Genomic DNA, 25,001 nt, shown 5'->3' on the forward strand with positions numbered 1-25,001 from the left:
CATTCCATGCAACGCCAAGGCCTCTTCCGCGCATGTCACAGATCCTCCTCGGTATTGAATCGAGCTGCGACGACACCTCCGCCGCCGTCCTCCGGGGCCGGGAGATCTTGTCAAACGTGGTTTCTTCGCAGACCGACCTGCACGCGCGCTACGGTGGAGTGGTCCCGGAAATCGCTGCCCGCGCCCATGTGGAGCGGCTCGACCTCTGCGTCGAGGCAGCGCTTTCAGAAGCCGGACTGGAGCTAACTGACATGGACGCCATCGCCGTGACCGCCGGGCCGGGACTGATCGGCGGCGTTATGGCAGGCGTAACCTTTGCCAAAGCACTTGCGATGGCCACCGGCCTGCCGATGGTCGGGGTAAACCACCTCGCAGGGCACGCTCTGACACCGCGACTGACGGATGATGTCGCCTATCCCTATCTGATGTTGCTGGTCTCGGGCGGCCACTGCCAGTTCCTGCGGGTCGGAGGGCCGGACCAGTTCGCCCGCCTCGGAGGCACCATCGACGACGCGCCTGGAGAAGCCTTTGACAAGGTCGCCAAACTCCTCGGCCTGCCCCAACCCGGAGGGCCCATGGTTGAGGCGGAGGCCCGGTCGGGTGATGCGACGCGGTTCGACTTTCCCCGGCCGCTCCTCGACCGGCCCGGCTGCGATCTGTCCTTCTCAGGTCTGAAAACAGCCGTTCTGCGCGCGAGGGATAAGTCGCTCATTGACGGTGCCCTCCCCGCACAAACCCGCGCCGATATTTGCGCCAGTTTTCAGACCGCAATCGCCGAAACGCTGGCGCGCAAGAGCCGTCGCGCGCTGGAGCTCTGCCCCGAGGCCACGGCATTTTGCGTCGCAGGGGGCGTGGCCGCGAACCAGACCATCCGCACGGCGCTCGAAGAGGTGACAGACCTGCCCTTCGTCGCGCCACCGCTGAAGCTCTGCACAGACAACGCCGCGATGATCGCGTGGGCCGGAGCGGAGCGCCTGGCGTTGGGCTATCGCGACGGACCTGAACTCGCCCCCCGCCCGCGCTGGCCTCTGGACAGCAACGCCGCCCCCATGCTCGGATCGGGTAAAAGGGGGGCGAAGGCTTGAAATACTGGCTGTTGAAATCCGAACCATCCGACTGGTCCTGGGATGACCAGAAAGCCAAAGGAGCCGAAGGAGAGCCCTGGACCGGCGTGCGGAATTATCAGGCCCGCAACATGATGCGCGAGATGGCTTTAGGCGATCTGGCGCTGTTCTATCATTCCCAGAGTGAAAAGGCCTGCGTCGGAATTGTCGAGGTGATCCACGAAGCCCATCCCGATCCGACCGATGACAGCGGCAAATGGGATTGTGTGACGGTAAAGGCGGTGCGCGATCTGCTCCGTCCTGTGACACTGGCCGAGCTCAAGGACGATCCGAGATGCGCTGACATGCCGCTGGTCAACCGGCCGCGCCTGTCAGTGCAGCCGGTCAGTGCGGCGGAATGGGCGGTGATCGAAGAACGCGCCGCCGAAGACTGACGGCTCAGCCGTAGACCGATGATTTGCCGAAATGCACGACGAGCATGTAATAGACGACGGCACGGTATTTGTTCCGGTTCGAGCGGCCATAGGTCTCGATCACGGAATTGATCGCCTCCATCAGCTGCGGACCGTCCGGCAGACCCAGCTTTTTCATCAGGAAATTGGCCTTCACACGCTCCAGTTCGGCATCGTCCGAGGCCGCGACGGTGGACGCGTCCGCATTGTAGATCGACGGGCCGCACCCGATGGTCACCTTGGTCAAGAGATCCATATCAGGCTCAATCCCGCACTTCTCCCGCAAATCGGCAGCGTAGGTCTGGATCAGATCGTCGCGTTTACTCATTCGAACTCTCCTGTTGGCAGGCCCTGTTTCCGGGCATTCTGTTCCGCAGCCTAGTCGGCTGATTCGAGCCGATAAAGACATATTTGGCTCATGAGCGGCCATCAGCCGTTGCCTTTCCCGCGCACAAACCGTTCATTGCCCACAGTCGCGACACCTACGTCGCACATCACAGCAGTGGAGAAACACATGGGTCTTCTGAATTTCGTGAAGAACGCGGGTAAGAAACTCTTTGGCGCCGCCGAGGCCAGCGAAGCCAACGAAGATGCTCTGAAGAAAGAGCTCGATGATCTGGGCCTCGACGCCTCTGGCCTCGACATCAAGGTCGAGGGTGACAAGGTAAAGGTCTCCGGCAAGGCCGCCAGCCAGGAGGTGAAGGAGAAAGTCCTCATCGCCGTTGGTAATGTGGACGGTGTTGCTCAAGTCGAGGACGAAGTGGAAGGTGCCGAGCCCCGCACCCACACCGTCGAAAAAGGCGACACCCTCTGGGCTATCGCCGAAAAGGCACTTGGCGCCGGCAACCGCTACAACGAAATCTTCGAAGCCAACCGCCCGATGCTCAGCGATCCGGACAAGATCTACCCCGGTCAGGTGCTCCGCATCCCCGAGTAAAGCCATAATCGCCCGGTCTGTGAAATGCCTGCAGGCCGGGCATATTGCGCAACATTGCCCCCGAATTCAGTCGAATTTCCTGATTTTACCCTGCGACCTGTTGACGCCGCTTGCCACAATGTGCACTCGGCCAGATGCTGCACGGATCTTCGGATCCTGCAAGCAACACGAAGACAGGGAGGTTCCCACGGTATGGGACAAGAAGTTTACGTCGTCGCGCATGACGACGACATTACCCAGAACAGCGCATTGGATACGGCCATTGCCCGCGCCCAGAAATCGGGCGCAAGCATTGTTGTGGTCCATATCCTTGAGTGGTCGCCCTACAGCTTTCTGACGCCCGAAGAGCTGAACCAGCGCCACAAGCGCCGGAACGAAGAGCTGGGCCGTGCCGAAGAGCACGTGATCGCCCCCGCTCTGGCGCGCGCCAAAGCCGCTGGCGTCGAGGCCAAAGGCATCGTCAAGCACGGCAACGTCCCCGAGCAGATCGTCAAGATCGCGGACACCGAAAAGGCCGATTTCATCATCGTGGGCCGCTCCGGTAACGGTGGCGCTGTGTCGCGCATCTTTGGCTCCGTTCCGCTGGCTATCGCGCAGATCGCCACTGTCCCGACCGTCATCGTCCCCTGATCAGGAGAACCCCAGATGCATAAGCTTCTCCCCGCAGCGGCGCTGCTGGCCTCGGCCAGTGCAGCCTCCGCACAATCCGTCGACGAGAAGGTCAACGAGATCTTTGCCAACTCGACCGGCTGGTTCGTCAACCTCATCTTCGCCCCCCTGCCCGGCACCAGCTTCCCGTGGATCGTGCTGTGGCTGGTGGTCGCCGCGACGATCTTCACCGTCTATTTCGGCTTCGTGCAGTTCCGCGCCTTCGCCCACTCCATCTCGCTGGTCAAAGGCGACTACTCCGACCCCAACGACGCCGGTGAAGTGAGCCACTTTCAGGCGCTCGCGACCGCCCTCTCGGGCACTGTGGGTCTCGGCAACATCGCTGGCGTGGCCGTGGCCATCGGCATCGGTGGCCCGGGTGCGACCTTCTGGATGATCCTCGCTGGGCTCATGGGCATGGCGTCGAAATTCACTGAATGTACCCTCGGCGTGAAATACCGCAACGAGTATGCCGACGGCACCGTCTCGGGTGGCCCCATGTACTACATGACCAAGGGCTTTGAGGAGCGCGGCATCCCGGCGGGTAAGTTCCTCGCCATCCTCTTCGCGATCTTCTGTATCCTCGGCGCACTCGGCGGCGGCAACATGTTCCAGGCCAATCAGGCCCATGCCATGATCTCCGGCACCTTTGGGGATTATCCGGGCTGGGTCACCGGCATCCTGCTGGCCGGTGTGGTCTTTGCTGTGATCGTCGGCGGTCTGAAGTCGATCGCGAGCGTCACAGAAAAGGTCGTGCCGTTTATGGGCGTCCTCTACGTGATCACCGCGATCATCATCATCCTGATGAACGCTGACATGATCGGCTGGGCCTTCGGCCAAATCTTTGCGGGCGCCTTTACCGGTCTCGGTGTCGCTGGTGGTATGGTTGGCGCCCTCATCCAGGGCTTCAAGCGCGCCGCCTTCTCCAACGAAGCCGGTGTCGGTTCTGCCGCGATTGCCCACTCCGCCGTCCGGACCAAGGAGCCGATCACCGAGGGCTTCGTGTCGCTCCTTGAGCCCTTCATCGACACCGTGGTGGTCTGCACCATGACTGCTCTGGTGATCATCATCACCCAGCAGCTGCTGATCGACGAGACCACGGGCAACTACCTGCTGAACGAAGCCGGTTCCGCCATTGCCACCGTTGATGGCAACTCTGGCGTGGCCCTGACCTCTGCGGCCTTCTCTTCGGCCCTGCCGTTTTTCAAGTACGTGCTGGCTCTGGCGGTGATCCTGTTCGCCTTCTCCACGATGATCAGCTGGTCCTATTACGGCCTCAAGGCCTGGACCTTCCTGTTCGGTGAAGGCCAAACCAAGGAGCTGATCTTCAAGATCATCTTCTGCATCTTCGTGGTCATCGGTGCGGCCGCCAGCCTCGGCCCGGTCATCGACTTCTCCGACGCGGCGATCTTCGCCATGGCGGTGGTCAACATCATCGCGCTGTATTTCCTGATGCCGATCGTGAAGCGGGAACTGCAGAGCTACACCTCCCGCCTGAAGTCCGGCGAGATCAAGCGCTACAACGCCTGATCCTCGACCAAAGCTCGAAACCAAACAGGGGCGCCCCTCACCGGGCGCCCTTTCTTTTGGCGATTGTATATTTGACAAACCCCTCTGTTGATCGCAGGCTCCGGTTCTAGCATAAAGGGATTCGAGAATGATTGGCGTTACAGTCAGCATTGAATATGATGATGACTACAGCAACCGTTACCGAAAGCTGCACGATAGGATGGCGGGATTCGGTATATCCGAAGATAAGAGCACATCGTGCCTTTTCTTGGACACCGATGATGCGGAAGCCGTCCACACGGCTCTTTACGGAGCCTTAGACTTCCGCAAGGACAAGGTAATCGTATTCACGACCTACGCCCACACACTCAAGAGATTCGGTCCCACATGAAACGCTGCTCCACTTGAACCGGGACACGGCAGATGCGGTAAGCGAACCACATTGCCAATCTGATGCGAATATCTTTCATAGGTATTATTGTACCCCATCAAATGAGGTAATTCAATACCTCATTTAGAAGACGATTTACGACTTTTGGGCTTCGGCTTCACCAGACCGCGCAACTTTTCCTCAAACCGTTCGTCGTCGTCGTCCGTCCCGAGTTCGCGGGCGGCTTCCTTGAAGCGTTCCAGTTGAGATTTCTTATCATCAGTCATTAAACGTAGAACCCCGTTTGGGCATATTCAGGCGGGAGGTCCAAATCCCAAGTGTGAATCACTTTCAGGCCCAGTTTCTTTGCGAATGCAGCTTGATGCTCGTCATCCGTATACAAAATTTCAGCGCCGTTAACTTTTGCGATAACTGCAATCTGTCTATCAAACTTCACTTCGTTCCAAGGCGCTTTGATGCCGGATCGCTTGTCGCCGGAAGCAATAGCCGTTCTCACAACCTCAGCAAGATCGACTGCGCATCGCTCATCGAACGGTGCAAGGTCAAATGCCGTCGACTGGTTGAGCGTTGCGGTCGCCCTCTGTAGATCGGGTACCGCGCAAAGCATTTCAGAGAAACAGGGGGTTGGAACTACCACGGTATCACCGCGCTTGCTAAGCCTATCCACAAGCGCCTCTACCCGTTCCTTGCAATGCTCTACCGGCTTCCCCGTTGCCGGGTTTGGTCTTGGCTTGCTGTCGGGGTTAAGAACAAGCGAAAGAAACGTATTGTCAAAAGCAACTATCAACTCGCCGTACCGTTTCGTTCCTCAATTTCAATAATTTTCCCAAGTGGATCGTCGGGCCAATCAATATTCATGTTACGCAAACGATTCACGCTTTCGCGAAGGCTCTCACGCGTAACTGGAGCAAAGTCAGTGATAACAAAATTGTCGATATTCCACTTGCCGGAATCCTCTTTAACCCACATTCCACGCCCACTGACCTTTACTTCTTCAAACAGAAAATCACGGAGGGCTTTAGCAATATCTTTGCTGGTTGTGCAGAACACAACTCCGTAAGCATCGGTGCTTATCCGAACTTTTGCATCATCTTTTGTTCCAGCGATGTGGTAAAGTTCTCCGACAAAGTTGGCTGCGCCTCTAACCCTCACTTGCTCACTGGTCTCGGCACGTTTACCCGGAAAGGCGATGATGTTGGCCCCTCTGGAGTCGTAGAAGCTTGCGCTGGTACCGTCTTCGCGAAGCATCAAGTTGATGAAATCCCGCGCGCGAGATGCTTGCTGAGGTGCTGTTCCCTCTGCAAGTTCCATAAGTCGTTTTGTCAACGCGGACTCGTGATTCCGGTCAATCTTGAACGCGCTCCCGTGACTGCTTTCGACCACGTCGACAAGGTGAAGGCTTTCTGCCACACCGAGCATCTTCTTTATCTCGGAGTAATACTCCACCAGCCTCCCGAAAGGCATACTTTCGGGAGTGAAATCATCGATCTTGAAAGTGTATATTGTCGTTTGCGTCAACTTCTGCGCCTCCAGCGCAGATTCTACGCGCCCAACGAGTCCCGGTAAAGCAATCTCTTACCGGTTACGCCGGATAGTGCCACAGAAGCCCTTTCGGCATCGTTTATGCCGTTGGCTTCGCGGTGGTTGTAGCGAAAGTCGAACTCAGCCGCGTAACGATGCAGGTGCTGCTTACCGCAGTGCTGATAGACGCCCTTCATGCCGCGCTTGAAGATGCTGTAGAAGCCCTCGACGGTGTTGGTGTGGACCTGCGGCTTCTCGCGCTTCACGTACTCGCCTGCGCTGTGCGTGGTGAAGTCGTGGTCGGCAAACTCGCCAGACAGGCTTGTATACTGCTTGGCTTCGTCGGTGTAGATCGTAGCCTCTTTGGCGATGTTTTCGCGCAGGATCGGCACAAGCGTGTCCTTCTTGATATTGTCAACGACGATGGACTTGGCGCGCTTGGTGTCGCGGTCCACAAGGGTCAGCATGGCGTTCTTGTGAGCGTAGCCACGCGCGCCCTTGGGCTTGTCGTGCTTCTTGCCGATAAACGTCTCATCGACCTCCACAGCGCCGCCATTGCCGCCAAACGGGGCAAGTGCGCCATCACGCATACACTCGCGGATGCGGTGAGCCAGAAACCATGCTGTCTTGTAGGTGACTTCCAGAACGCGGTGAAGCTGGTGCGCGCTGATACCCTTCTTGCTGGACACCATCAGGTGAATAGCTTGCAGCCACTTAAACATCTCGATGTGGCTTTCCTCGAGAATCGTATCTTTGCGCACGGTGAATTGTTTGCGGCATTCACGGCATTTCCACAGACCAAAGCGCTCTTTGCCTTCCGGGTTCTTCTTGCTCGGCTTAGTACGGACACCTTCCAGCTTGTAGGCGCGATCAACAACACCGCAGTGCGGGCAAACCGGACCATCGGGCCAAATAATGCCTTCGACATGAGCGAAAGCGGCGGCTTCGTCGTGCATGTAGGGTTTGCTGAGAACGGACATTGCGGAGACCTCTAACTTGTTGAGTTAGATATAGGTAATCCCCTTGGGTTTGTCAAATATACAATCGCCTTTCTTTTTGTCTGGAAATACCCAAATCTGCGCCGCACCCGGCGGCGCTAGACACAAAAATCCCGCCCGGTCGCCAGACCGGGCGGGCCTATTCCAAAAAGGTCGATCAGGTCAGTAGCGGTAATGCTCGGGCTTGAACGGCCCCTCAGGCGTCACACCGATATAGGCCGCTTGCTCAGGGTCGAGCTTCGACAGCTTCGCACCGATCTTCGCCAGATGCAGCGCCGCGACCTTTTCGTCGAGATGCTTGGGCAGGATGTAAACATCGTTGTCGTACTTCTCACCGCGGGTCCACAGCTCGATCTGCGCCAGAACCTGATTGGTGAACGAGGCCGACATCACAAAGGACGGATGCCCCGTGGCGTTGCCGAGGTTCAGCAGCCGGCCTTCGGAGAGGAGGATGATCCGGTTGCCTGAAGGCATCTCGATCATATCCACCTGATCCTTGATATTGGTCCATTTGTGATTGCGCAGGTTCGCGACCTGAATCTCGTTGTCGAAATGGCCAATGTTACCGACGATCGCCATGTCTTTCATCGCGCGCATGTGCTCGATGCGGATCACGTCCTTGTTGCCGGTGGTGGTGATGAAAATGTCGGCGCTGTCGATCACGTCTTCGAGCAGCACGACCTCGAACCCATCCATCGCCGCCTGAAGCGCACAGATCGGGTCGATCTCCGTCACCTTCACCCGGGCACCGGCGCCGCGCAGCGACGCCGCCGAGCCCTTGCCCACGTCGCCATATCCGCAGACCACGGCGACCTTGCCTGCCATCATCGTATCGGTGGCGCGACGGATGCCGTCCACGAGGGATTCTTTGCAGCCGTATTTGTTGTCGAATTTCGACTTCGTCACGCTGTCATTGACGTTGATCGCCGGGAAGGGCAACTGGCCCTGCTTCTTCAGCTCATAGAGACGATGCACGCCGGTCGTGGTCTCCTCGGAGACGCCTTTGATCTGATCGCGCATCTTGCTGAACCAGCCGGGGCTCTCCGCCATGCGCTTCTTGATCTGCTTCTTGATGACGGCCTCTTCTTCGGAGCCGGGGACGGGGATGATGTCCTCACCCGCCTCGGCACGGGCGCCAAGCAGGATATACAGCGTCGCGTCGCCGCCATCGTCGAGGATCAGGTTTGGCCCCTCGGGGAACTGGAACGAGCGATCCAGATAATCCCAATGTTCCTCAAGGCTCTGCCCCTTTATGGCAAAGACCGGGATCCCAGCATCGGCAATCGCGGCCGCCGCGTGGTCCTGGGTCGAGAAGATGTTGCAGGAGGCCCAGCGCACATCCGCGCCCAGCGCCACCAGCGTCTCGATCAGGACTGCGGTCTGGATTGTCATATGCAGCGAGCCGACGATGCGCGCGCCGCTGAGAGGCTTGGTCTCACCGAACTCCTCGCGCAGGGCCATCAGGCCCGGCATTTCAGTTTCAGCGATATCCAGTTCCTTGCGGCCAAAGCTGGCCAGAGAGATATCCTTGACGATGTAATCTTCAGCCATGCTTGGCTCCCGCGATAAAACAGTTCGCGCCGTCCTATCAGCGGCGCCTCCCTCCGGCAACATTCAGCGCGTGCGCCGGGTTGGGTTGCATTGTCGCTAGGCAAGAGGGAAAACCGCCGGACCAACCCTTGCTCCGAGGTTCCGATGTCCAAGCCCCCCCGTGCGTGGCAGCGTATGCTGTCCGGTCGCCGCCTCGACCTGCTGGACCCGACGCCGGTGGATATCGAGATCTGCGACATTTCTCACGGGCTGGCCTTCGTCGCCCGTTGGAACGGCCAGACGCATGGCGATTTCCCCTACTCGGTGGCCGAACATTCGCTGTTGGTGGAGACGCTCTACACCCGCCTCGTGGCCCGGCCTGACCCCCGATGGCAACTGGCTGCACTGCTGCACGACGCGCCGGAATATGTGATCGGGGACATGATCTCGCCGGTCAAAAACGCCGTCGGGCCCGATTATAAGGCCCTTGACGAACGGCTCACCGCAGCGATCCATATCCGCTTTGGTCTGCCGGCCGCACTGCCTGTTCGGGTGAAGCAGCAGATCAAGAAAGCCGACCGGATCTCCGCCTTTATGGAGGCCACGCAAATCGCGGGCTTTACCGAGGCCGAGGCAGCACGATTTTTTGGCCGCCCCGATCCGGCACTGATCGAGGGGCTGGACATCAGCCTTCGGCCGCCGAAACAGGTGCGCGAAGACTACGTCGCCCGCCACGCGGATCTGCTGGCGCAAATCTAGAGTCAGGATCAGACGGGAGCGTATTCCTGACTGATCCTGACATCTTGAAAGAAGTTACTTCCGCTTGGTGCCGGAATTGGCGGTGTCGTTGCGGGTGGCGACGCGCAGGGTGTTGGCAAAGATGTTCAGCATTGGGGCGCCCTCCGATGGAGATATGGGGTGAGCCTGACGTGCAGGCGGTGCGATAAGCGCCCATGTCACCGAAGTCGCAATAGGACAATCCGGAATCGAATGACCTCTGATCATGTCCGCTATGCTTTTGAAGCATAAGGACAAAAAACGCGCCCAACCGGGGTCAGGCGCGTCGTTTCACTCAATCAGAATGTCGGTTTCAGGCCGCTTCCTGCCCCTCGGGCGCTTTGGCGCCGGTCATATAGGCCACCGCGTCGGACATGGTGTGCTCCTTCGGGTCCAGCACGCAGAGGCGGCTGCCCAGACGGTGCACGTGGATCCGGTCGGCCACCTCGAACACGTGGGGCATGTTGTGGCTGATCAGGATGATCGGAATGCCACGGGATTTCACGTCGAGAATCAGCTCCAGCACCTTGCGGCTTTCCTTGACCCCCAGCGCAGCGGTGGGCTCGTCGAGGATGATGACCTTCGATCCAAAGGCTGCGGCGCGGGCCACGGCCACACCCTGACGCTGACCGCCCGATAGGGTCTCGACCGGCTGGCTGATGTTCTGAATCGTCATCAGACCCAGCTCACTGAGCTTGGCGCGGGCGAAGTCTTCCATCTGCTTTTTATCGAGCTTGCGGAAGTATTTGCCCATAAAGCCCTGCTGACGGATCTCACGCCCCATGAACATGTTGTCCGCAATCGACAGCGCCGGGGACATGGCAAGGGTCTGGTAGACCGTCTCGATCCCCTGCTCCCGCGCGTCCGTCGGGCTGCTGAAGGAAACCTTCTGCCCGTCCAGCGTGATCTCACCCTCGTCGGGGATCACGGCACCCGAAAGCGCCTTGATCAGGGTGGATTTGCCGGCGCCATTGTCACCGATTACCGCGAGGATCTCACCGGGATAGAGGTCGAAGTCGCAGCGGTCGAGGGCCGTCACCTTGCCGTAACGCTTGACGAGGCCGCGTCCTTTGAGAATCGGTTCCATTACGACGACACCTTTCTGATCCACTGGTCCACGGTCACGGCGGCGATGATCAGCGCACCGATCAGGAGGAAGGTCCATTGCGGGTTGGCGCCAGCCATCCGCAGGCCCAGTTCGAACACACCAACGATCAGCGCACCGAAAAAGGCGCCCAAAATCGAGCCGCGTCCGCCAAAGAGCGAGATGCCCCCGATCACGACAGCGGTGATCGACTGGATGTTGCCCATCATGCCGGTCGAGGCCGAGGGCGAGATGGAGCCAAACCGGCCGATCATCACCCAGCCTGCCAGCGCGCAAATGAAGCCGACGAGCATGTAGACCGACATGATCGTGCGGTGAACATTCACACCCGCCAGTTCCGCCGCATCCGGGTCATCGCCGACGGCATAGACGTGGCGGCCCCAAGCGGTGGAGCGCAGCGCGTAAGCGAGGGCCAGGATCAGTCCAAGCATCAGCAACACGCCGAGGGTAAATGTCGCGCCTCCGATCTGGAACTTGGCGCCCATGAGTTGCAGGAAGGCAGCCTGTTCCTCGATATCCTGCGCACGGATGGTCTCGTTACGCGAATAGAGGTAGTTGGCGGCCAGAACGATCTGCCACATGCCCAGCGTGACGATGAAGGGCGGCAGCTTGACCCGGCTGACCAGCCAGCCGTTCAGAGCGCCGATGGCGGTGCCGATGGTCAGTCCAATGGCCACAGACATCACCGGCGGAACGCCGTAGCGAAAGCTGAACTGCCCCATAATGACCGAGCTCAGCACAGCCAGAGCACCGACCGACAGGTCGATGCCCGCCGTGAGGATCACGAGGCTCTGCGCAGCAGCCAGTACGCCCACGATCTGCACCTGTTGCAGGATCAGCGTCATGGCAAAGGGCGAGAAGAACTTCGAGCCCAGCGTCAGGCCGAAAATCAGGATGGCCGATACGAGAACGATCAGCGGCACAAGGGATGGGTTGTGGTGGAGGGTGTCGTGGATGTGGCCCACGAGTCCTTTTTTGTGCGTTTCGAAGGAGGCAACCTCCTGCGATGCACCGGCCGTTGCGGCCTCATAATTATCTGTCGTGGTGTCCGACGACATGGCGTAGCTCCCGGAACAGGGTGTGACGACCTGCGGGGGCTCGCCGCGCCCCGCGCGATACATGGGATAGGGCGGCTAAAAGACGGATGAGGGGGCGCCGACGCGCCCCCTCAAGCATCACAGAAGGGATCAGCCCCAGCAGAGGTTCTTACCTTCTTCGACCGAGATCGACTCGACGCCATCGACGGGCTTGTCGGTGACAAGACCAACGCCAGTGTCGAAGAAGTTCTTGCCTTCGGTGGCTGCGGGCTTTTCGCCGGACTCGGCGAACTTCGCGATCGCTTCAATGCCCATGGAGGCCATCTTCAGCGGGTACTGCTGCGAGGTGGCGCCGATCACGCCATCGGCCACGTTGTCCACGCCCGGGCAGCCGCCGTCGACGGAGACGATCAGCACGTCGTTCTCACGGCCCAGACCCTTGAGCGCCTCATAGGCACCGGCAGCGGCGGGCTCGTTGATGGTATAGACGACGTTGATTTCGGGATCGATCGCCAGCAGGTTCTCCATGCCCTTCCGGCCGCCATCGGTGGCACCGTCGGAGACGTCCTGACCCACGATGCGCGGATCTTCTTCGTCGCCCCACTTGTTCGGGTCACCGAGGTCGATGCCGAAGCCCTGCAGGAAGCCTTGGTTGCGCAGCACGCCAACGGTAGGCTGGGAGATGTTGATGTTCAGAAGGCCGATCTTGGCGTTCTCGGCATCGTCACCCATCATGCCAGCGGCCCACTTGCCGATCAGCTCACCGGCCAGGAAGTTGTCGGTGGCGAAGGTCATATCGGCGGCGTCGATCGGGTCGAGCGGCGTATCGAGCGCGATGACCAGAAGACCAGCTTCGCGGGCCTGCTCGATGGTCGGGGCGATACCGGCCGGGTCGGAGGGGGTGATCAGGATGCCCTTGGCACCATCGGCGATGCAGGTCTCGACCGCAGCAACCTGGGTCTCATTGTCGCCGTCGATCTTGCCGGCATAGGTCTTCAGCGTGACGCCCAGCTCCTCGGCCTTGGCGGCGGCGCCTTCGCGCATCTTCACGAAGAACGGGTTGGTGTCGGTCTTGGTGATCAGACAAGCGGACACATCACCGTGGCCACCGGCATGGGCCATGGCGCCAAACAGCGACATGGCGGTCGCACCGAACAGAGCGGTTTTCGTCAGTTTCATGCGTTTCCTCCCGATACAGCTCGGCATTGCGAGCCAAAATTAGAATTCGCCGGTCTCACCCGGTGCACGCAAAATGACGTTAGTTTTTCCACCTGTCAATAATTCATTTTGTCAGATTTAATTAGCGAGGGCGACAGAATGCTTCGTGGATCCTCGCTGCAATGCGGCGTAAAATGCCTTTTTCTTGACAGCTAGTGCACCCCTGCTCTTAAATCACCTTTGCTGACAAAAGCCGCCAAGGCGTGTCAGCGAGGGAGGATATAGCATGGCACCGAGTGAACACTCACTCAACCGTAACGCGCAGGATGCGACATTGCGCGGCACGAATCAGAGCGGGGTGCGCGACCATAACGAGCGGCTCGTGCTATCGCTGCTGCGCCGGGATGGCGCACTCGCGAAGGCGGAAATCGCCCGCGCCACGGGTCTGTCGGCGCAGACTGTGTCGGTCATCACCCGAAGCCTGGAAGACGAAGGGATCATCCTGCGGGACGCGCCGCGCCGGGGCCGAATCGGTCAGCCCTCCGTCCCCATGCGTCTCAATCCCGATGGTGCCTATTTTCACGGCGTCACAGTAGGCCGGCGCCATTCAGAGCACCTGTTGGTGAATATGGTAGGGGACGTGATCAGCCGACATCGCTTTTTGCATCCCTATCCCGATTATGACGACATCTTTGGATTTATCCGCAGCGCCGCCCACGACATCCATCAAGGGCTCAGCGATGACGCACGAGGTCGTGTCGCCGGGCTCGGCATCGCCCTGCCCGGGGCGATGTGGGAATGGGCCGAGCATCTGGGTGTCACATCCGACGCGCTGGCCCCGTGGCGGACGCGCGACCTCGCAACGGATGTCGCCGCTGCCCTTGATATGGATGTTGATGTGCGCAACGACGCCTCCTGCGCCTGCGCCGGAGAACTGGTTTTCGGCAGCATCCCGGACATGCCGCCCGCGATGCTGCATATCTTCATCGACTATTTCATCGGCGCCGGGCTGGTGCTGGACGGACAACTCTTTACGGGCCGCACCGGCAACGCAGGCGCCATCGGCCCCATGCGGATCCCCCAAGCGGATGGGCGCACACGTCCGCTTCTAGCCGTGTCATCTTTATTCATGCTGGCGGACCGGCTTGAAACCGCTGGCAAGGACACCTCTGCCCTTTGGCGCATGCCCCCTGAATGGACGGACGCCGAGCCCCAACTCAGCGACTGGATCACTGAAATTGCGCCGGGTATGGCCCACGCGATCTCCGTGGTGGCGAGTGTGCTCGACATCGAGATGGTGGTGATCGACGGTCATATGCCCGAGGAAGTCCGCCAGCGAATCGTCGCTCATGTGGACAGGGCGGCGGATGGCATCAATTTTACCGGCAGTCTCAGACCAGAGATCCGCGCTGGGACCGTGGGTCCCGATGCGCGGTCGCTGGGCGCCGCGGCCCTGCCGCTCGCCCAACGCTTCATGCTGTAGCGTTCAGCGCCGACGGTCGCGGCGCGCGGACATGGGCTGGAAGGCCACGCCCACATGGGCCTCGCAGTAGGGCTTACCCTGCTGCACGGCGAGACCACAGAACCAGAAATGCTCGCTGGCGGGATCGCCGATCGGCCATTTGCAGGTGCGCTCGGTCAGCTCCATAAGGCTGAGGCGCTTGGCGGTCTTTTCCACCTCACGCACATTTTCCAGCGCTTCGGGGCTGATCTCATTGGCCGAGGTTTGCGGCGGCAGGGGCTGACCCGCGGGAACGATCCGGCGACGCGCGGGAATGGCGGGCACCTGAGCCTCAACCGGCTCTTCCTCGACAGGTGCGGCGGCTGGCTCTTCGGCGGGCTCCGGCGCGGGCTTTGCAGCGGGCGCCTCCGCGACGGGCTCGGCCTTAGGCGCCTCGGGCGCAGGCTCAGCCTTGGCGGCGGGTTTGGCCGCATCCCCCGGGGTCACCCGATTCGACAGGCCCAACCGGTGCACCTTGCCGATCACCGCATTGCGGGTCACATCGCCCAGCTCCTTGGCGATCTGGCTGGCGGAGTGACCCTCGTTCCACATTTGCTTGAGGCGCTCGACGCGCTCTTCGGTCCATGCCATATCCGGATCCTCGATAACTGCGGCTGTTTGGAATCTCTGCCCTATTCTAAGCATGGCGCCGCCCGATACAAGGCAAGCACTCAGGAGAAGTCGCGCTGTGATCGATTCAAACGCTCCGGAAATGGGCGTCCGCCGCTTTGGACGCTGGAACTGGCTGGGCACGAAGACCCTCGCCCGCCGCGAATATCGCCGCTTTATGGCGATCTGGGCGCAGACCATCGTCGGCCCCCTGATCACCGCCGGCCTGTTCCTCGCGGTCTTCGCCATCGCCATCGGCCCGACCCGCGGCGATGTCATGGGCGTGCCCTATATCCAGTTCATGGCGCCGGGCCTGATGATGATGACGGTGATCCAGAACGCCTTTGCCAATACGTCGTCGTCGATCCTCGCGGCCAAGGTGCAGGGCAACATTGTCGATACCCTGATGCCCCCCCTCGCGCCCATCGAGATGACCATCGGCTATCTCGCCGGAGGCATAGCCCGGGGCGGTGTGGTGGCTCTTGTCATCGGTTTTGTGATGATAACCGTGATCGGCACGGGGCTGGCCCATCCAATCATTTTCCTGCTCTTCGTGCTGACCGGCGCAACGATGATGGGCGCGCTAGGCATCCTCGGCGGCATCTATGCGGCAAAGTTCGACCAGATGTCCGCGATCACCAATTTCATCATCACGCCGCTCTCATTCCTCTCGGGCACCTTCTACTCCATCGAAGCGCTGCCGGCACCGCTCACCGCCCTGTCGCACCTGAACCCGTTCTTCTACCTCATTGACGGCGCGCGCTATGGCACGCTCGGGGTCTCGGACGCCTCCCCGGTGCTGGGCCTGACGGTTTGTATTCTCGTCACCGCCGGGCTCGTGGCATGGTGCTGGCACTGGTTCCGCACAGGCTACCGCCTGAAGTCCTGACGATTGACAGCCCCGCCGCTTCTTGCCACCCAATTGCAACCGCTTTTTCACAGGAAAACACCATGATCCCCGCTGTTCTCCCCACCTATGCCCGCACAACGCTCGCCTTCGAGCGCGGCGAAGGCTCCTGGCTCTGGACGGAGGATGGCACCCGATATCTCGATTTCGGGGCCGGGATCGCGGTGAACGCTCTGGGCCACGCCAACCCCGAACTGGTTGCGGCCTTGACCGAACAGGCGGCCAAGGTCTGGCACGTCTCGAACCTCTATGAGATCCCGGCGCAGGAACGGCTCGCCGAACAACTCGTCGCCCATACCTTTGCCGACACGGTGTTTTTCACCAATTCCGGCACAGAGAGCTGTGAACTGGCGATCAAGATGGCGCGCAAGTACTGGTCCGACGAAGGCGAGGGCCGGACGGAGATCCTGACCTTCGCCGGGGCGTTCCACGGCCGCTCCACTGGCGCCATCTCAGCCGCCGGTTCAGAGAAACTGACCGCCGGATTCGGCCCGCTCCTGCCGGGCTTCACCCAGCTCCCATGGGGCGATCACGAGGCGCTGGAGGCCGCCGCCACAGATCAGATCGCCGCCATCGTGGTAGAGCCTGTTCAGGGCGAGGGCGGCATCCGCCCCCTCCCCGATGCCTGCCTTAAAGGGTTGCGCGACCTTTGCGACCGGACCGGCGCGCTGCTGATCCTCGACGAGGTGCAGTGTGGGATGGGCCGGACCGGACGGCTCTTTGCTCATGAATGGTCCGGCATCACCCCCGACATCATGATGGTCGCCAAGGGTATCGGCGGTGGCTTTCCCCTCGGTGCTGTGCTCGCGACCGAAGACGCCGCCTCCGGCATGACCACGGGCACCCACGGTTCGACCTATGGCGGCAACCCGCTGGCCTGCGCCGTGGGCGGCAAGGTTCTCGACATCGTCACCGAGCCCGCCTTCCTCGACCGCGTCTCCGCCGCATCCGGGCGTCTTCGTCAGGGGCTGGAGGGCCTCGTGGCCAGTCACCCCGACATCTTCGAAGGTGTGCGCGGTCAGGGACTGATGGTCGGGCTCAAGCTTCGTGTCCCTCCCGCCGATCTCGTCGCCGCAGCCCGCGACCAGCACTTGCTGACCGTTCCCGCCGCCGATAACGTTGTTCGCCTCCTGCCGCCCCTCAACATCACCGACGAGGAGATCGACGCGGGCCTCAAGGCGCTCGACGCCGCGGCCAATGCTCTCAAGGCGACCGTCTGAGCCCTTCATCTTTCCTCAAATACCCCGGGGGAGCTGACCAGCGGTCAGCGGGGGCAGCGCCCCCTCCCCGCCCAGAACCGGATCCGACCCATGCCAAGCTTTCTCGACATCCATAAAACCGACGCCGCCGACCTGAGGGCGATCATCGACGCGGGCCGTGCGATGAAGACCAGCCGTCAGGGCCGCCCCAAAGGCGCCCCGGATGATGACCAGCCGCTGGCCGGGCACATGGTCGCGCTGATCTTCGAAAAGCCCTCGACCCGGACCCGCGTTTCCTTCGATGTGGGCGTGCGGCAGATGGGCGGCGAAACCATGGTCCTGTCGGGCACCGACATGCAGCTCGGCCATGGCGAAACCATCGCCGACACCGCTCGTGTGCTGTCGCGCTATGTGGATCTGATCATGATCCGCACCTTCGAGGAGCAAACCCTCCTAGAGATGGCCGAATACGCGTCCGTGCCGGTTATCAACGGTCTGACCGACCGCACCCACCCCTGCCAGATCATGGCCGATATCATGACCTATGAGGAGCATCGCGGCCCCATCGCCGGGCGCAAGGTCGTATGGTCCGGCGATGGCAATAACGTCTTCGCCAGCTTCGCCCATGCTGCGGAGCAGTTCGGCTTTGACCTGACCTTCACCGGCCCCCCGCCCCTCGACCCCGAACCGGATCTCCATGCCGGGATCACCATCGAGCGCGATCCGCATAAGGCCGTGGAGGGCGCCGATCTCGTGGTCACAGACACCTGGGTGTCCATGCATGACCCGCAATCGGCCCGCGAGCGGCGCCACAACCAGCTCCGCCCCTATCAGGTGAATGCCGAGCTTATGTCAAAGGCCAAGCCCGACGCACTCTTCATGCATTGCCTGCCCGCCCATCGGGATGACGAAGCCACGTCGGAGGTCATGGACGGCCCCCATTCGGTGATCTGGGACGAGGCCGAAAACCGCCTCCATGCTCAGAAAGCCGTCATGCGCTACTGTCTCGGGGTCTGAGGCCCGTGGCGCGGGACCAGATCTGTCTCGCGCCCCATGATCCTGCTTGGGCAGACGAGTTCGAGGTCGAAGCCAGATCCCTGACCCGCGCGCTCGCCCCTTTCGCCGTCCGGTTCCACCATATCGGCAGCACCGCCATCCCGGACCTTCTCGCCAAGCCGATCATTGACCTGCTGGGCGTCGCACCCGATCTCGACGGGATCGACACTGGCGCTCTGCGGATCGAAGCGCTGGGATACGAGGCCATGGGTGCTTTTGGCATCGAAGGCCGCCGTTACTTCCGCAAGATCTCCGCGTCAGGCAGGCGGACCCACCACCTGCATGTCTTTGCGGAGGGTTCGTCGCATATCACCCGCCACCTCGCCTTTCGCGACTATCTGCGGGCCCATCCGGAAACCGCCGCGCGCTACGGCGCGCTAAAGACCCGCCTCGTAACCACGCCCAATCTCGATTGGGGCGGTTATCAGGACGGCAAAGCGGCTTTCGTCCAAAGGACCGAAGCAGACGCTCTGGATTGGTGGCATCGCACCTGAAATCCGTACTTTCCTCAGCGCCCCCCATGGAATTCCGGGGACTCGCTGCGCATATGGCACCTGAATGACGACGGAGCCCCCCATGAGCCCTGCCCGACAGCGAATCGCCGATGTCCTCGACCGTGCCGCCACCCGCAATGCAATCACCGCGGTCATCATCCTGAACGCGATCCTGCTCGGGCTGGAGACCTCGGATACCGCCATGGCGGCGGCCGGGGGATTGATCCTCGCGCTCGACGCGCTCTGTCTCACAATCTTTGTCTTTGAGATCGCCGCAAAGCTATACGCCCACCGTATGGCCTTCTTCCGCAACGGCTGGAACCTCTTCGACTTCGCCGTTGTCGCCATTGCACTGGTCCCGGCCTCCGAGGGCTTCTCAGTCCTGCGAGCGCTCCGAATCCTTCGGGTCCTGCGCGTCATCTCCATCGCCCCCCGCCTGCGCCGCGTGGTCGAAGCCTTCCTCACCGCTCTGCCCGGCATGGCCAGCGTGTTCCTTTTGATGGCGCTGATCTTCTATATCGGCGCGGTCATGTCGACGAAGCTCTTTGGCGACGCCTTCCCCGACTGGTTCGGCACACTTGGCGAGTCGGCCTACACACTATTTCAGGTGATGACGCTGGAGAGCTGGTCCATGGGGATCGTCCGCCCGGTCATGGAGGTCTATCCGCTGGCCTGGGTGTTCTTTGTGCCCTTCATCCTGATGACGACTTTCGCGGTGGTGAACCTCGTGGTGGGTCTGATCGTAAACTCCATGCAGGACGCCCACGAGGAAGAAGACGCCGCCACCCGCGACGCCTACCGCGACGAGGTGCTTGCGCGCCTGGAGGCCATCGAGGAGCGGCTGCGCGCGCGCGACAGTTAAACGTGAGACACCTCTGTGACGTCCGGAATAGGAGTCTGGCCGAGGGAGGACGCAATGACCGAAACACATGACGGAGGATGCCGTTGCCGACGGATCCGCTTTGTCGCAACCGGCGCGCCGCAGCGGGTCGGGATCTGCCATTGCCTCGACTGCCGCAAGCAACACGGCGCGGTCTTCTACGCCGCCGCAATTTTTCCGCAGGAGACCGTCACGATCCGGGGCGAAACCAGCGCCTACAAAGATCGCCATTTTTGCCCGGTCTGCGGTTCACCAGTCTTTGCCCGTAGCGGTGACGAGATCGAGCTCTATCTCGGCGCCTTCGATATGCCGAACCTGTTCACCCCGACCTATGAGCTTTGGTCTGACCGTCGCGAGGCATGGCTACCCCCATTTCCCGGTGTCGTTTCCTGCCTCCGGGGTCGGGACGAGCAGGCCTGACGCCTCAGCCCTTGCGCCGCTTGGCCCGAAGGGTCGGATCGGCCTCAGTCGGATCGTCGGGCCAGGGATGTTTGGGGTAGCGGGCGCGCATGTCCTTGGCGACATCGGCATAGCTCCCAGCCCAAAAACCCGGCAGATCCTGCGTGAACTGAACTGGTCGCCCCGCCGGGGACAGAAGACTGAGGCGCAGGGGGCGGCCTGCGACGGTGGGATGACGGGTCATGCCAAAAAGCTCCTGCACCCGCACCGCCACCTCGGGCGCTTCGCTGCTGTAATCAATCGGAACGCGCCGCCCCAAAGGCGTCTCCAGATGGCCTGGCACCTCCTGATCGAGCCGGGTTTGCGCTGCGTAGTCGAGCCGGGCGCGGAGCGCAGGCAGGATGTCGAAATTCGTCCAGTCTGAGGCAGTCCGCACACCGTCGAGAAACGGCAGCAGCCAGTCTTCGGCCTCAGCCAGCAGCGCCTCCTCAGAGGTGTCAAACAGCTCCAGCAGCGCGACCCGCGCTAGGAAGCGGCGCGCGGCGTCCGATGGGCGCAGCCCAAGCTCCCGCACGCCGTCCAGCATGGCCCGAGCGACCCGGTCGGGCGGCGCATCGGGCCAGGTGCGGTCGTCGAGCGCGATCGCCCCAAGGCGCTCTTGCCTGCGCGTCACCACCCGGCGATCGCGCCGCGACCATTCGCAAATCTCGACCCACCCCATGCGGTCCCCCAGCACAGCGCGCAGCTCCCCCTCCGAAATTGCGATGGCCTGCCGGATCGTCGCGTCTCTCGGATGGCCGTCCGTGTCAGTCACCACCAGCAGCCGCTGCCCGGCCAGCGCATCCCCCTCGGCCATCTGTGCGCCCTTGCCGCCAGATAACAGCCAGCGCGGCGCGTCTCCCGGTCGGCGCAAGCCAACGCGGTCGGGATAGGCCAGCGCGGCCATCTGGGCGGGGCTGAGATCCTGCGTAGGACCCGCATGACGGCGCAGACGTTTCGCCTCGGACCGCACGCGCTCCACCGCGCCTCGCGCCACGGCGAACTCAGCCGGATTGCGCAGCGCGCGGAGGCGCAGGGTCAGATCCGCGCCCCGGTCACGCAGGAGATCGCGCTCGGACAGGAGCGCGGCCAGATCGGTGGCGGCGGGTCCGGCCTTGGCCAGCATATGGCCCAGACGCGGATGCAGGGGCATTCGCGCCAGCGCCCGTCCGTGATCGGTGATCCGCCCGTCCTCCAGCGCCCCGAGTCCCGCCAGCAAGGCCTGCGCCTCGGCCAACCCGCTGGGCGGCGGGGGCGTGAGAAAGGGCAGGCCCGACCCATCCGGATCGCCCCAGAGCGCCAGTTCCAGAGCCAGCGCAGTCAGGTCCGCCACCTCGATCTCGGCCGGGGGGAAGGCCGGGAGTGCGCCCTCCTCGCCCTTCGTCCAGAGCTTCCACGCGGTGCCGGGCGCGACGCGGCCCGCGCGACCGGCGCGCTGGGCGGCTTCGGCGCGGGAGACGCGCTCGGTGACCAGCCGGGTCATGCCGGAGCCGGGATCGAACCGCGCCCGTCGCGCCCGTCCCCCATCGACCACGATGCGCACATCCTCGATGGTCAGGGAGGTCTCGGCGATGGCGGTGGCGAGGACCAGCTTGCGCCCGTCCGCAGGCCGGATCGCGCGGCGTTGCTCGGCAAAGGGCATGGCGCCGTAGAGAGGCCGGATCTCGACACCGGGCAGGTCGAGCTGCCCCATCACCCGGCGGATCTCGCCTTCGCCGGGCAGAAAGGCCAGCACCCCGCTTTCCTCCGTCATGATAGCCTCGGTGATCAGCCGTGCGATGGCGACCTCAAACCGCGTGCCCTTCGGCAGCGGACGGTCAAGCCAGCGCGGCGTCACCGGGTGAGAGCGCCCTTCGCTGGTGATCATCGGCGCATCGTCGAGCAAAGCGGCCACCGGAGCCGCGTCCAGCGTCGCGGACATGACGATCACCGCCAGATCTTCGCGCAGGGCCTGCCGGACCTCCCAGACCAGCGCCAGCCCCAGATCGGCGTTCAGGGAGCGCTCGTGAAACTCGTCAAAGATCACACAACCGATGCCCCCAAGCCCCGGATCGCTCTGGATGCGGCGGGTCAGGATACCTTCGGTCACTACCTCGATCCGGGTGGCGTCCGAGACCACGCGTTCGCCGCGAATCGCGTAGCCCACTGTCTCGCCGACCTTTTCGCCCAATGTCGCGGCCATGCGCTCGGCGGCCGCACGGGCGGCGAGACGGCGGGGCTCCAGCATCACGATCCTGCCCTCGACCTCCTCCAGCAAGGCCAGGGGCACGCGGGTGGTCTTGCCCGCGCCCGGTGGCGCCTGCAGCACGGCGCGGCCATGACGGGTCACGGCACTCCGAAGGTCGGGCAGAATGGCATCGATAGGCAGATCCATGGCGCTACCGTTAGCGCGCCCCGCTGGACAAGCCCAGCCCCGGACAGCAAGACAGATCCCATGGATATCGCAGACCTCGCCACCCGCCTCCGCTCGGGCAATCGTCGTGCTCTGGCCCGGGGGATCACCCTCATCGAATCGCACCGGCCCGATCACCGGGCGCAGGCCACCGAGCTGTTGGAGCGGCTGGCCGATCCGTCGCGGCAAACGCTGCGCATCGGGCTGTCGGGTACACCGGGGGTCGGCAAATCCACATTTATCGAGGCGTTCGGGCAGACGCTCATCGCAGAGGGGCACCGGGTCGCGGTGCTGGCAATAGACCCATCTTCAGCGCGGTCCGGAGGCTCGATCCTCGGGGACAAGACGCGGATGGAGCGGCTCAGCCGCAACCCCGCCGCCTTCATCCGCCCCTCTCCCAGTCAGACGGAGCTGGGCGGCGTGGCGCGGCGGACCCGCGAGGCGATCCTCCTCTGCGAAGCGGCGGGGTATGACGCGGTGCTGGTCGAGACGGTGGGCGTGGGCCAGTCCGAGACAATGGTGGCGCAGATGACCGACCTGTTTGTGCTCTTGCTGGCGCCGGGGGGCGGCGACGAGTTGCAGGGGGTGAAGCGCGGCATCATGGAGATCGCCGATCTCATTCTGGTGAACAAGGCCGATGGCGCGCTGAAACCGCAGGCCGAGGCCACCCGCGCCGATTACGCGGGGGCGCTGCGGCTCCTGCGGCGGCGCGAGGGCGATCCTGACGACTTTCCCAAGGCGCTGTCAGTCTCGGCGCTGGACCAGCGGGGGCTGGACGAGGCTTGGGAAGCGATGCTGGCCCTAACCACCCACCGCCGCGATTCGGGCTTCTTCGTCACCCGCCGCGCCACCCAGAACCGCGACTGGTTCGAGGAGGCCGTGCTCAGCGGCATTCTCCAGCGCTTGCGACAGGATCCCGCCCTGCGCGGCTCCATGGAAACACTGGGACACGCCGTGTCAGAGGGGCAGATGGCCCCCGGCGCTGCGGCAGATCGGCTGGTCGAGAGGTTTCTTGCCGTCACCGGCGGCCAAAGCCTTGACCTTTCCACGAACCCCCTCTAGTGGCTCGCATCTTAGAACACTATCACCACGTCCCTGGGCGCATGCCCGGACCGCATAACGAGGACACAACATGTCACGCGTCTGCGAACTGACCGGCAAGGGCCCCGCCGTGGGCAACAATGTCAGCCACGCCAACAACAAAACCCGCCGTCGTTTCCTGCCCAACCTGAACGACGTTACCCTGATGTCCGAGACCCTTGGCCGCACGGTCAAGCTGCGGATCTCCTCGGCCGCCCTGCGCACCGTGGACCACCGCGGCGGTCTGGACGGCTTCATGGCGAAGGCCAAGGATGCCGAGCTGTCGCCCCGCGCGCTCAAGGTGAAGAAAGAGATCCAGAAGGCCCAGGCCAGCGCCTGACTGCGCTGCCGTCTTCTGAAAGATCAGGCCGGGTCACGAAAGTGATCCGGTCTTTTTCTGTGTGAACCATCCGTCTGGAGCGGTTGGATTTTCCGCCCCCGTCACGCAACAGCGGCCTGACGAGACTGCCGAGGATAAACACCCATGGACCTGCTGATGACCATCGCTGGCCCCGCCATCGCCGCCGGGATCGCCGGGGGTGTCCTCGCAGGACTTCTGGGCGTGGGAGGCGGCATTATCATAGTGCCCGCACTCTATTTTGCCTTGTCCCTGACGGGCATGGATCCGGCACTGGTGATGCAGGTCTCTGTGGGCACATCGCTGGCGACCATCGTGTTCACCTCGCTCAGCTCGGCATGGGGGCACCATAAAAGAGGCGCCATAGACTTCGCTCTGCTGCGCCTCTGGGGACCGGCGATCCTCGTCGGCGTAGTGGTCGGGGGAATCATCGGCGGGCTGGTCTCGGGGCTCTTCCTCGTCGGCGTCTTCGCCGTCACCGCGCTGCTGGTGGCCGCCGACATGATCCTGCGCAATCCAACACACAGCCCTACCCCGCGCAGCTTCTCCAAGCCTGTCTGGGCCACGCTGGGTGTGATGGCCGGGGCGATCTCGGCGATGATGGGAATCGGCGGAGGCTCTGTCTGCGTCCCACTCCTGAGCCTCCTCGGCTATGACATCCGCAAAGCCGTCGGCACCTCGGCAGCCATCGGGTTCATAATCGGCTTGCCCGGCGCGATCACCTACATGCTGACGGGTCTTGGACAGGAGGGACTGCCGCCCTTTTCGTTGGGTTACGTAAACCTACTGGCAGCGGCACTGATCATCCCGCTGACGATCCCATTCGCGCGGGTCGGCGTGGCGCTGGCCCATCGCATTCCCCGTCGGACCCTGCGCCTCAGCTTTGGCCTGTTCCTGCTTATCACCGCCATTCGAATGATTGGCGACCTCGCCGCCGCATTCTAACGATTGTAACAGATC

At 62.3% G+C, this 25,001-nt stretch carries 27 protein-coding genes; 16 read left to right on the forward strand and 11 right to left on the reverse strand.

Annotation, left to right across the window (positions count from 1 at the left end):
• Nucleotides 1-32 precede the first annotated feature (32 nt).
• Together tsaD and FEV53_RS03830 are read left to right on the forward strand one after the other, a co-directional pair.
• The gene (tsaD, locus tag FEV53_RS03825; RefSeq protein WP_142833498.1) at nt 33-1,085 is read left to right on the forward strand and encodes a tRNA (adenosine(37)-N6)-threonylcarbamoyltransferase complex transferase subunit TsaD; all 1,053 of its coding nucleotides are present in this window, start codon (nt 33-35) and stop codon (nt 1,083-1,085) included.
• Nucleotides 1,082-1,498, forward strand: a complete 417-nt coding sequence (locus tag FEV53_RS03830; RefSeq protein WP_142833499.1) for an EVE domain-containing protein — start codon at nt 1,082-1,084, stop codon at nt 1,496-1,498. The genes tsaD and FEV53_RS03830 overlap by 4 nt, the downstream gene beginning before the upstream one ends.
• Nucleotides 1,499-1,502: 4 nt before the next feature.
• On the opposite strand, the gene FEV53_RS03835 is transcribed toward FEV53_RS03830, so the two are convergent.
• Nucleotides 1,503-1,844: a DUF2853 family protein gene (locus tag FEV53_RS03835; protein ID WP_142833500.1), complete on the reverse strand. Its 342-nt coding sequence runs from the start codon at nt 1,842-1,844 to the stop codon at nt 1,503-1,505.
• A 186-nt stretch (nt 1,845-2,030) separates the two neighbouring features.
• Here FEV53_RS03835 and lysM point away from each other — a divergent pair, with 186 nt between their 5' ends.
• From lysM to FEV53_RS03850, 3 genes are all read left to right on the forward strand, one after another.
• Nucleotides 2,031-2,453, forward strand: coding sequence for a peptidoglycan-binding protein LysM (gene lysM / locus FEV53_RS03840; protein WP_142833501.1), 423 nt, complete (start codon nt 2,031-2,033; stop codon nt 2,451-2,453).
• Nucleotides 2,454-2,645: 192 nt separating this feature from the next.
• On the forward strand, nt 2,646-3,083 hold the full coding sequence (locus FEV53_RS03845) for a universal stress protein (protein ID WP_142833502.1): 438 nt from the start codon (nt 2,646-2,648) through the stop codon (nt 3,081-3,083).
• 15 nt (nt 3,084-3,098) lie between these two features.
• On the forward strand, nt 3,099-4,631 hold the full coding sequence (locus FEV53_RS03850) for an alanine/glycine:cation symporter family protein (RefSeq protein WP_142833503.1): 1,533 nt from the start codon (nt 3,099-3,101) through the stop codon (nt 4,629-4,631).
• 489 nt (nt 4,632-5,120) lie between these two features.
• On the opposite strand, the gene FEV53_RS20770 is transcribed toward FEV53_RS03850, so the two are convergent.
• The 5 genes from FEV53_RS20770 to ahcY form a co-directional block, all read right to left on the reverse strand.
• Nucleotides 5,121-5,267 carry a hypothetical protein gene (locus FEV53_RS20770; RefSeq protein ID WP_185962094.1) on the reverse strand — a complete coding sequence of 49 codons (147 nt, stop codon included), beginning with the start codon at nt 5,265-5,267 and terminating at the stop codon, nt 5,121-5,123.
• On the reverse strand, nt 5,267-5,788 hold the full coding sequence (locus FEV53_RS03855) for a hypothetical protein (RefSeq protein WP_142833504.1): 522 nt from the start codon (nt 5,786-5,788) through the stop codon (nt 5,267-5,269). The genes FEV53_RS20770 and FEV53_RS03855 overlap by 1 nt, the downstream gene beginning before the upstream one ends.
• The gene (locus FEV53_RS03860; protein ID WP_142833505.1) at nt 5,785-6,519 is read right to left on the reverse strand and encodes a hypothetical protein; all 735 of its coding nucleotides are present in this window, start codon (nt 6,517-6,519) and stop codon (nt 5,785-5,787) included. Before FEV53_RS03860 ends, FEV53_RS03855 begins: the two co-directional genes overlap by 4 nt.
• 23 nt (nt 6,520-6,542) lie before the next feature.
• Nucleotides 6,543-7,502 (reverse strand): IS1595 family transposase, encoded by a 960-nt coding sequence (locus tag FEV53_RS03865; protein WP_142833506.1) that lies wholly within the window; start codon nt 7,500-7,502, stop codon nt 6,543-6,545.
• Between the two features lie 180 nt (nt 7,503-7,682).
• Complete coding sequence (ahcY, locus tag FEV53_RS03870; RefSeq protein ID WP_142833507.1) at nt 7,683-9,071, reverse strand: adenosylhomocysteinase; 1,389 nt, start codon at nt 9,069-9,071, stop codon at nt 7,683-7,685.
• A 144-nt stretch (nt 9,072-9,215) separates the two neighbouring features.
• Between ahcY and FEV53_RS03875 the strand changes: the two genes are divergently transcribed.
• Nucleotides 9,216-9,809, forward strand: coding sequence for an HD domain-containing protein (locus FEV53_RS03875; RefSeq protein ID WP_142833508.1), 594 nt, complete (start codon nt 9,216-9,218; stop codon nt 9,807-9,809).
• A 331-nt stretch (nt 9,810-10,140) separates the two neighbouring features.
• On the opposite strand, the gene FEV53_RS03880 is transcribed toward FEV53_RS03875, so the two are convergent.
• The 3 genes from FEV53_RS03880 to FEV53_RS03890 form a co-directional block, all read right to left on the reverse strand.
• Nucleotides 10,141-10,914 (reverse strand): ATP-binding cassette domain-containing protein, encoded by a 774-nt coding sequence (locus FEV53_RS03880; protein WP_142833509.1) that lies wholly within the window; start codon nt 10,912-10,914, stop codon nt 10,141-10,143.
• Nucleotides 10,914-11,990 (reverse strand): ABC transporter permease, encoded by a 1,077-nt coding sequence (locus FEV53_RS03885; RefSeq protein WP_142833510.1) that lies wholly within the window; start codon nt 11,988-11,990, stop codon nt 10,914-10,916. Before FEV53_RS03885 ends, FEV53_RS03880 begins: the two co-directional genes overlap by 1 nt.
• Nucleotides 11,991-12,119: 129 nt before the next feature.
• The gene (locus tag FEV53_RS03890; RefSeq protein ID WP_142833634.1) at nt 12,120-13,109 is read right to left on the reverse strand and encodes a sugar ABC transporter substrate-binding protein; all 990 of its coding nucleotides are present in this window, start codon (nt 13,107-13,109) and stop codon (nt 12,120-12,122) included.
• 304 nt (nt 13,110-13,413) lie between these two features.
• Here FEV53_RS03890 and FEV53_RS03895 point away from each other — a divergent pair, with 304 nt between their 5' ends.
• The gene (locus tag FEV53_RS03895; protein WP_142833511.1) at nt 13,414-14,610 is read left to right on the forward strand and encodes an ROK family transcriptional regulator; all 1,197 of its coding nucleotides are present in this window, start codon (nt 13,414-13,416) and stop codon (nt 14,608-14,610) included.
• A gap of 3 nt (nt 14,611-14,613) precedes the next feature.
• On the opposite strand, the gene FEV53_RS03900 is transcribed toward FEV53_RS03895, so the two are convergent.
• Entirely contained in the window at nt 14,614-15,219 is a 606-nt protein-coding gene (locus FEV53_RS03900; protein ID WP_142833512.1) for a GcrA family cell cycle regulator, read from the reverse strand.
• Between the two features lie 121 nt (nt 15,220-15,340).
• On the opposite strand from FEV53_RS03900, the gene FEV53_RS03905 reads away from it, so the two are divergent.
• From FEV53_RS03905 to FEV53_RS03930, 6 genes are all read left to right on the forward strand, one after another.
• Nucleotides 15,341-16,126 carry an ABC transporter permease gene (locus FEV53_RS03905; protein WP_142833635.1) on the forward strand — a complete coding sequence of 262 codons (786 nt, stop codon included), beginning with the start codon at nt 15,341-15,343 and terminating at the stop codon, nt 16,124-16,126.
• A 62-nt stretch (nt 16,127-16,188) separates the two neighbouring features.
• Nucleotides 16,189-17,364: an aspartate aminotransferase family protein gene (locus tag FEV53_RS03910; protein ID WP_142833513.1), complete on the forward strand. Its 1,176-nt coding sequence runs from the start codon at nt 16,189-16,191 to the stop codon at nt 17,362-17,364.
• Between the two features lie 90 nt (nt 17,365-17,454).
• Complete coding sequence (gene argF, locus FEV53_RS03915; protein WP_142833514.1) at nt 17,455-18,360, forward strand: ornithine carbamoyltransferase; 906 nt, start codon at nt 17,455-17,457, stop codon at nt 18,358-18,360.
• A gap of 5 nt (nt 18,361-18,365) precedes the next feature.
• Nucleotides 18,366-18,893 carry a GrpB family protein gene (locus FEV53_RS03920; protein ID WP_142833515.1) on the forward strand — a complete coding sequence of 176 codons (528 nt, stop codon included), beginning with the start codon at nt 18,366-18,368 and terminating at the stop codon, nt 18,891-18,893.
• 82 nt (nt 18,894-18,975) lie between these two features.
• Nucleotides 18,976-19,755: an ion transporter gene (locus FEV53_RS03925; RefSeq protein ID WP_142833516.1), complete on the forward strand. Its 780-nt coding sequence runs from the start codon at nt 18,976-18,978 to the stop codon at nt 19,753-19,755.
• Nucleotides 19,756-19,809: 54 nt separating this feature from the next.
• Nucleotides 19,810-20,193, forward strand: coding sequence for a GFA family protein (locus FEV53_RS03930; RefSeq protein WP_142833517.1), 384 nt, complete (start codon nt 19,810-19,812; stop codon nt 20,191-20,193).
• A 4-nt stretch (nt 20,194-20,197) separates the two neighbouring features.
• Here FEV53_RS03930 and hrpB read toward each other — a convergent pair whose 3' ends face one another.
• Entirely contained in the window at nt 20,198-22,585 is a 2,388-nt protein-coding gene (hrpB, locus tag FEV53_RS03935; RefSeq protein ID WP_142833518.1) for an ATP-dependent helicase HrpB, read from the reverse strand.
• A gap of 60 nt (nt 22,586-22,645) precedes the next feature.
• On the opposite strand from hrpB, the gene meaB reads away from it, so the two are divergent.
• From meaB to FEV53_RS03950, 3 genes are all read left to right on the forward strand, one after another.
• Nucleotides 22,646-23,665 (forward strand): methylmalonyl Co-A mutase-associated GTPase MeaB, encoded by a 1,020-nt coding sequence (gene meaB / locus FEV53_RS03940; RefSeq protein WP_142833519.1) that lies wholly within the window; start codon nt 22,646-22,648, stop codon nt 23,663-23,665.
• A 70-nt stretch (nt 23,666-23,735) separates the two neighbouring features.
• A complete protein-coding gene (rpmB, locus tag FEV53_RS03945; RefSeq protein ID WP_142833520.1) occupies nt 23,736-24,023 on the forward strand; it encodes a 50S ribosomal protein L28 in 288 nt (95 codons plus the stop codon).
• A 144-nt stretch (nt 24,024-24,167) separates the two neighbouring features.
• The gene (locus tag FEV53_RS03950) at nt 24,168-24,986 is read left to right on the forward strand and encodes a sulfite exporter TauE/SafE family protein (protein WP_142833521.1); all 819 of its coding nucleotides are present in this window, start codon (nt 24,168-24,170) and stop codon (nt 24,984-24,986) included.
• The last annotated feature ends 15 nt before the right edge of the window (nt 24,987-25,001 follow it).

Origin of the sequence: Palleronia caenipelagi (assembly GCF_007004065.1) — a bacterium.
Classification (GTDB): Bacteria; Pseudomonadota; Alphaproteobacteria; order Rhodobacterales; family Rhodobacteraceae; genus Palleronia; species Palleronia caenipelagi.